Source organism: Wolbachia endosymbiont of Nasonia giraulti (genome assembly GCF_048054155.1).
Taxonomy (GTDB): Bacteria; Pseudomonadota; Alphaproteobacteria; order Rickettsiales; family Anaplasmataceae; genus Wolbachia; species Wolbachia pipientis_C.
This window is the reverse complement of record NZ_JAFEVH010000051.1, coordinates 1-6,967: the sequence shown is the minus strand read 5'-3', so window position 1 is coordinate 6,967 and position 6,967 is coordinate 1. Positions and strand designations below refer to the sequence as shown.

The following is a 6,967-nucleotide window of genomic DNA, read 5'->3' as shown; positions in this document are numbered from 1 at the left end:
GATGACAGGATATTTGTTTCTAATTCTTTATAATCTACCAAACCAGTAGTTCTATTTGCTTGACTCATATCAAACCTCCATTTTTTATATCAATTTATTACTTTTTTTTCGGTTTGACACACTTTTTTGAACGTTCCCTAGTAAAGGTAATTTGCCAACAAACTAGCTCCTACTTTCCTTTTTTGTTTATCAGTTATATCACTTGTGTTAGCAAGAACCTCAAGTTCAAACTTAGAATTTTTGTTATGATGATAACCAAAGACAACTTTAGGGTTCAATTTAAAGCTTTCACCCCATCGAGTCCCAAAGTTTAAACCTACATAACCTACATAGTAATGATCTTCGTACTGGTCTTCATATCGATCTTCACAATGATCTTTGTACTGGTCTTCATACCGATCTTTGTACTGATCTTCTAACTCACTTGTACCATTACTAGCTGTACTTGCTAAAGCAATCAACACAGCGAACACTTTCATCGTTCTCATATAATTCATACACATTACTTCCTTAAAACAGACTGGAATAAGTGTTCAAACATGCTAGCAGCAAGTTTTGAGCATTGCTTATGGTTACACCTAAACATGTACACAATGCCATCCAGCATTAAAAACTATAACGTACTCCTACTTCCAGCATCATATCCGGTACTGCCATTGCTTTTAAACCACTCAGTTGCCCGCCTACGGTTAAAGCAGCTGTACCAACTATCTGTGGAGCAACTTCATAATCAACACCAACCTTCAGTTTGTACGAAATAGCACCCAGTATTTTATCTAGTGTTTCACCTCCGCCAAGAGAAAAAGGCATTACTTGTAGATGTCCTCCTAAACCTCCACTGACATATAGTTTCACAGGATCAATGTTAACGTCAGGATAATAACGGTAATTTGCTAATAAACTAGCTCCCATTTTCTTGGTTTCCTTACCAAACATATCACTTACGTCAGTGAGAATCTCAAGTTCAAACTTAGAGCTTTTATCATAATTATAACCAAAAACTAAGCCAGGTTTTATTTTTAAGCCAGTACCCCATCCACCACCAAAGTTTAAACCTGCGTAGTACTGCTCTTTTGCACTATTACTAGCTGCTTTATTACTAGCTGCACCTGCTAGAGATGAAGTGAGCAAAACAGCTAAAACACACAATCCTTTTATTTTCATATAACTACCCATACAAAAAAATATATAATGCACAAGTATATATCTTTTATATTAAAAAAGATATAACCGCATATCAAAAAAAGTATACCTGCGAAATTAGGGACATGCTACTCAAAATTTTTATATAACTATGTTTACTACCTTATTTGGTACAGCATATATAATGCGAATTTTGCTTTGATCGATTTTGTTAGATACAGAATCTGTTGCTATTTTTTTCAATTTTTCTTGAGGTAAATCAGTTGCCACTTCAATGGTCGCACGCAACTTTCCATTGATCTGCACTGCTACAGTCACCATATTATCAATTAGTAGTGATTCATCAGCTTGTGGCCAAGGCTTTAGATATAGCATGCCTTCGCCTCCTATTTTTTGCCATAAATTTTCAGCCAGGTGTGGCATGAATGGCTCAATTACTCTGATTAGTATGCATATACCTTCATCAATAAGAGATTTTCCAGTTTTTACGTCTATTTCAGCTATTAAATTTGTCATTTCACGAAACTTTGCTACCACACAGTTTAATCTGCAGTTTTCCAAGTCATCTGTAAGCACTTGCAATAGTTTATGGATTTTTTTTCTGTACTCTAAGAGTTTACCTACAATGTTTTCATTATCATAGTGTATGTTTACGGGTCTAAGTTGCACTACCATACGCCACAATTTATTTATGTAGCGAAAACAACCTTCCACGCCATCATCAGACCATTCCATATCTTTTTCTGGGGGGGTATCGGATAATACAAACAAACGAGCAGTATCAGCACCGTATTTTTCTATGATAAAGTTTGGGTCAACTGTATTCTTCTTTGACTTACTCATCTTTTCGACTTTTCCAACTTGGATCTTAGCACCCTTCGCAATCAACTCTTTTGCTTCTTCGGGAAAGAGCCATTTGCCATTCTCATCTTTATAAGTTATATGGCAGACCATTCCTTGAGTGATTAAAGTAGAGAAAGGCTCTTTAACGTCAAAATAGCCACATTTAGTTAAAGCACGGCAGAAAAACCTTGAGTAAAGCAAATGTAGAATTGCATGTTCTATTCCACCTATGTAATAATCAACAGGCATAAAACGATTACAAGTATCTTTATTAATCGATTTATTTTCACTGCAAAATGCAGCAAAATACCAAGAAGATTCAAAAAAAGTGTCAAATGTATCAGTTTCACGTTCTGCTTGCTTTCCGCACTTTGGACAATCAACAAATTTCCAGGTTGGGTGCTTATCCAGGGGATTACCACCACTTGTAAATTCTACATCCGTTGGTAGAACAACAGGGAGGTCTTTTTCTGGAACTGGAACAATTCCACAATCTTTACAATGTATAATAGGTATAGGACATCCCCAATAACGTTGCCTTGAAATTCCCCAATCATGCAAACGGTAGTTTACTGTTTTTTTGCTTATTCCTTTTTCTTCAAGCTTTTTAATGATTACTTCCTTTGCCTCATTAATCATTAGTCCGTTTAAGAATTCAGAATTGCACATCACTCCATCACCGAAGTACGGTTCTTTTAAGATCTCTTTGGTCTCTTCACAAACTACAGGAATAATCGGTAAACCATACTTCTGTGCAAATTCAAAATCACGCTGATCATGTGCAGGGCAACCAAAAATCGCACCTTCTCCATACTCCATCAACACAAAATTCGCTATGTACAGTGGCAACTCTTTATCAAGAAATGGATGTTTGACATTTAATCTTGTGTAAATCCCGATTTTTTCATCATTCTCCCCCTTTGCCTTCACACTGTCGATAAAGCCTTGTATGTCTTCGTCCTTAAGGTCTTGTACAATAGGGTGCTCTGCTGCTACTGCAAGAAAAGAAGCTCCAAATAAAATATGAGGAGAAGTTGTAAAAATCTTTAATTTCTTATTCAGGCCAACTATTTCAAAATCTATAGTTGCCCCTTCAGATTTTCCTATCCAGCGCTCTTGCATAGTTTTGACTTTTTCTGGCCAATTTTTTAAACTTTGCAAACAATGAAGCAAATCTTCAGCAAAATCAGTAATCTTTAAAAACCACTGAGATAACTTACGTTTTTCAACAACTGCACCTGATCGCCATCCTTTTCCATCAACCACTTGCTCATTTGCAAGCACTGTTTGGTCCACTGGATCCCAATTAACCCACGACTCTTTTCGATAGGTAAGACCATGCTTTAAAAAATCCAGAAAAAATTTCTGTTCGTGTTTGTAATAATCAGGCTCACATGTGGAGAGCTCACGATCCCAATTGTATGAAAGACCTATAGATTTTAGCTGCGCGCGCATATTATCTATATTATCTTGTGTCCATGCTGCAGGGTTAATGTTATTGTCCCTTGCTGCATTTTCAGCTGGTAATCCAAACGCATCCCAGCCAATTGGGTGCAAAACCTCAAATCCACGAGCTCTCTTGTAACGTGCTATAACATCTCCTATTGCATAGTTACGCAGGTGCCCCATATGAATCTTACCAGATGGATATGGAAACATTTCCAACACGTAACATTTCTTCTTTTTACTATCTTTGCTTACAGAAAAATCCCACTTATTTTGGTAGAATTTTTCAACGTTTTTAAAATCATATTTCATAAATTCAATCACAGTTTATATGTACTAAAGGATCGACTGCTTGACCATTATGCCTTATTGTGAAACACATCTGCGGATCTTTATCTTGTGTGCTTGATTTACCTGCAGATCCAATTACTTGACCTTGTTTTACTTTATCACCAATTTCAACTTGTATGTTTTTTAAATAGGAGTACATAGTCATGTAATTATCTTTATGTTCCACTATAATTAAATTTCCGTACCACCTCAGGCCTTTGCCTACGTATATTACTTTGCCAGGTGCAGAAGCAATAACCTTTGTTCCACTTTGAGCAGTAATTTTTATGCCATCTTGACATATTTTATCAGAAGAGATAACTGCACCTTTAACCGGTATTACAAATTTACACATGCCTTGTGCATTATCGTTATATACCTTATCTACGAAGGCTTTTCTACTTTCTTTTTGCAGCGAAGAATCAACATTTTCTTTAATCAGATGATACTCCCTTGTGTACTCCAGGTCTCTTTTTCCATAAAATTCTTCGCCTTTAAGTACTACAGGTGCAGGTTTTTGCAGGCCACAGCTTATCAGTATTGCTGATAATATAAAGAACAAGGCTATACGACACATACACTTATCTCTAGATATATCAACTTTCACAAAACTTTATAGTGTTTTTCGTCTATTTGTTACTTTCTTCATTTATTTTATCAGTCAAATAGTCTCTTAAATCGGTAAGTTCTTGCAACAAATTTCTTGAATAATGATCAATTCTTACATCGTTACCAAATTCCTTTTGTACTCCTTTTATTGTATATCCTTTGTCATATAGCATATATTTTATTTTCTTTATTGCCTCTATACACTTATGATCATATAGTCTTCTTCCCTTCCGTTTTATGGGTTTAATTTGATGGAATTGACTTTCCCAGAATCTTAAAACATGCTGCTCCAAATGTAGTTCTTTAGCTACTTCTCCAATTGTGTAAAATAATTTTTCCTTATTCATCGGTTATTTATTAATTTCTTCATCATTTTTGAAGGTCTAAAAGAAATTGATTTTCTCGCTTGAATTACTACCCTTTCCAATGTCTTTGGTATATTTCCTGGTCTTTCTTTCTTGTTTTTAACCAAAAATGTTCCAAATGAAGATATTTTTACTATCTCATCCTTTGCTAAGCTCGTTTTTATCTCATCCAATATATCATCTATTATTGCAATAGAGTCTTCTTTCGATAATCCAATTTCCTGGTTTATACATTCAGCTATTGTTGCCTTAGTTACTGTTGTGTCTTTTGTTGTCATAATTTATTATAGTATGTTAATATAATATAACAGTCGACTCAAGATTCAGCTACTTTATTTTTATAGTATGTTTCTTTTGTGGCATAATTAAAAATACTAGCAAATGTTAACATTGCAAATATTGTGAAAAGCGCCATTTGATGATCTGAAAAAAGTGCTAAAATTGACACTAAAATTCCACTCATAACAAACATAAATCCATTGATAATGGATGATGATGTGCTAATATACTTCTGCTCAACAATCTCACTGCCAACAGTAAAATTAAGCATATGTCCGCCTGCAAAAAAACCAAACATTAACATACAAAAGTATATAATATGAACTGTTAAATTGCCGTATAGTAAAATAACAACTGAAATACCTTGCAATATGGCAAAAGCAGAGATTACGCGCCTTCTATTTTTAAATAGATTTGAGATTAAATCTGCAATTGGAGCACCAACTGCAAGACCAAGCCACAATATTGCAGTTGCCACACCTAACTCCATTGTATTTAGTTCTAAGTTGCTTAGTAACCTTGGTGCCCACAGCATATTAAGCGCTAAAAATGTTCCAAAAGTAATAGCACCTACTACTGAAGTTATCCAGATATCTCTTAATTTTAGCACCGTTAGTATAGAACATATTACTGTTTTTATAGAGCTTTTTATTGTGCATTTTTCCAAACTTTTTTTTGAAAGTCCTTTCGGATAAAAAAACATAAGTACAAATATCGATACGCCAAATAATATTACGTATACAATCAAATTCTTCCAATCCATACCTTCAGCAAGGAAGCTAGAGAACAACATTTGAATCATCAAAGCTGAAAGACTTGAAATTGTCTGCACTAGTGAGAACATCAGTCCAAATTGGGTAATGGGAAAATATGTGCTACTTATATGAGCAGCTCCAACAAAACCAAATGATGCTCCAATTGCAATCAAGAATTGAGATAAAATTAGATGGACAAAACTGTCACTACTAATAAGGATAAAAAACCCAAAGATCATAATCGATAATGAGAGAAAATAAATTTTTTTGCTGGAAAAAACATTAAACATTGCCCCACTAAAAAATTGTGAGATAGCAAAAGTCCAAGTATATGCTGAATTAGCCAGTGCAACTTGCGCAATCGTGATCCCAAGTTCTTTTTCAAGATCCACACTTATAAAGGTGTAGATTATTTGCATATTGCTGAATATAACAATTAAGTTGCTGATCAGCCAAATGAACCAAGCTCTACTTTCCATAAGATTTTATAAGTAATCCATTAATAACAAGCCTCTTTTAGGTTCTGATTAATGTTAAAACAGTTGCAATTATAGATTATATAAAAGCTATGAAACAACAAATTTGTTGTGAGATTTTAATTGTTAGAATCTGTATATGATCTCAAAAAAAGAATAGATTTTTGCTTTTTATCCCCTGTTATAAAGGAGTATACAGCGTACGGTGAAAGGCCTGGGTAAAGATGATATAATTCCAACAAGAGAGATACCCTTCAGATCATCTTCCATTGAATGTAATGGTTGATGTCACAGTTGAACAGCACAAGCAAAGACAATTAGAGTTATAAAATCTTGTTTAATACACATTAAAGTGGACCTATGTTTTGCCACTCAGAACCTGTCTTGAAAGGGAAAAAAAAGAATAAAGCAAGAAATAGGAGGGTAACAAGTGATATAAGTGACAAGGCCAAATGTTGCACAAGGAGCAATAGGGAGAGCAAAAACATAACAATTATTAATGCGATAAAATATGTAATGAGGAGTAGTTGCTGGTGCTAACCTTTAATATAGTTATGCAAGAGGCCTAATTTAAAATATTAAATGGGAACGTTCAAAAAAGTGTGTCAAACCGCATTTTCAATTCAACTCAATTTTTAACCTACCAGGAAAAAAGATATCAAGTTGAGACATAGTTAAAGCCCAATTAGGCAAAGCAGTAATCCACTTTTGCTCTACCTTT

The 6,967-nt window shown here is 34.5% G+C and carries 6 protein-coding genes and 1 pseudogene; all 7 read right to left on the bottom strand.

Features of this window, described 5'->3' with window-relative positions:
- Nucleotides 1-140: 140 nt before the first annotated feature.
- Nucleotides 141-503 (bottom strand): annotated as a pseudogene (locus JR312_RS05445) (cell envelope biogenesis protein OmpA); the annotation flags it as partial.
- A gap of 103 nt (nt 504-606) precedes the next feature.
- Nucleotides 607-1,164 (bottom strand): hypothetical protein, encoded by a 558-nt coding sequence (locus JR312_RS05440; protein WP_264330716.1) that lies wholly within the window; start codon nt 1,162-1,164, stop codon nt 607-609.
- A 120-nt stretch (nt 1,165-1,284) separates the two neighbouring features.
- Complete coding sequence (gene leuS, locus JR312_RS05435; RefSeq protein ID WP_264330715.1) at nt 1,285-3,744, bottom strand: leucine--tRNA ligase; 2,460 nt, start codon at nt 3,742-3,744, stop codon at nt 1,285-1,287.
- 4 nt (nt 3,745-3,748) lie between these two features.
- Nucleotides 3,749-4,339: a murein hydrolase activator EnvC family protein gene (locus tag JR312_RS05430; RefSeq protein ID WP_416647917.1), complete on the bottom strand. Its 591-nt coding sequence runs from the start codon at nt 4,337-4,339 to the stop codon at nt 3,749-3,751.
- Between the two features lie 52 nt (nt 4,340-4,391).
- A complete protein-coding gene (locus JR312_RS05425; RefSeq protein ID WP_410542513.1) occupies nt 4,392-4,718 on the bottom strand; it encodes a MerR family transcriptional regulator in 327 nt (108 codons plus the stop codon).
- Nucleotides 4,715-5,014, bottom strand: coding sequence for an integration host factor subunit alpha (locus JR312_RS05420; RefSeq protein WP_416647916.1), 300 nt, complete (start codon nt 5,012-5,014; stop codon nt 4,715-4,717). The genes JR312_RS05425 and JR312_RS05420 overlap by 4 nt, the downstream gene beginning before the upstream one ends.
- Nucleotides 5,015-5,052: 38 nt before the next feature.
- Nucleotides 5,053-6,249: an MFS transporter gene (locus tag JR312_RS05415; RefSeq protein ID WP_416647915.1), complete on the bottom strand. Its 1,197-nt coding sequence runs from the start codon at nt 6,247-6,249 to the stop codon at nt 5,053-5,055.
- Nucleotides 6,250-6,967 lie beyond the last annotated feature (718 nt).

Coding starts and splice junctions, on each gene's coding strand:
- JR312_RS05440 (WP_264330716.1), bottom strand. CDS start 1,164: ATGAAAATAAAAGGATTGTGTGTTTTAGCTGTTTTGCTCACTTCATCT.
- leuS (WP_264330715.1), bottom strand. CDS start 3,744: ATGAAATATGATTTTAAAAACGTTGAAAAATTCTACCAAAATAAGTGG.
- JR312_RS05430 (WP_416647917.1), bottom strand. CDS start 4,339: ATGTGTCGTATAGCCTTGTTCTTTATATTATCAGCAATACTGATAAGC.
- JR312_RS05425 (WP_410542513.1), bottom strand. CDS start 4,718: ATGAATAAGGAAAAATTATTTTACACAATTGGAGAAGTAGCTAAAGAA.
- JR312_RS05420 (WP_416647916.1), bottom strand. CDS start 5,014: ATGACAACAAAAGACACAACAGTAACTAAGGCAACAATAGCTGAATGT.
- JR312_RS05415 (WP_416647915.1), bottom strand. CDS start 6,249: ATGGAAAGTAGAGCTTGGTTCATTTGGCTGATCAGCAACTTAATTGTT.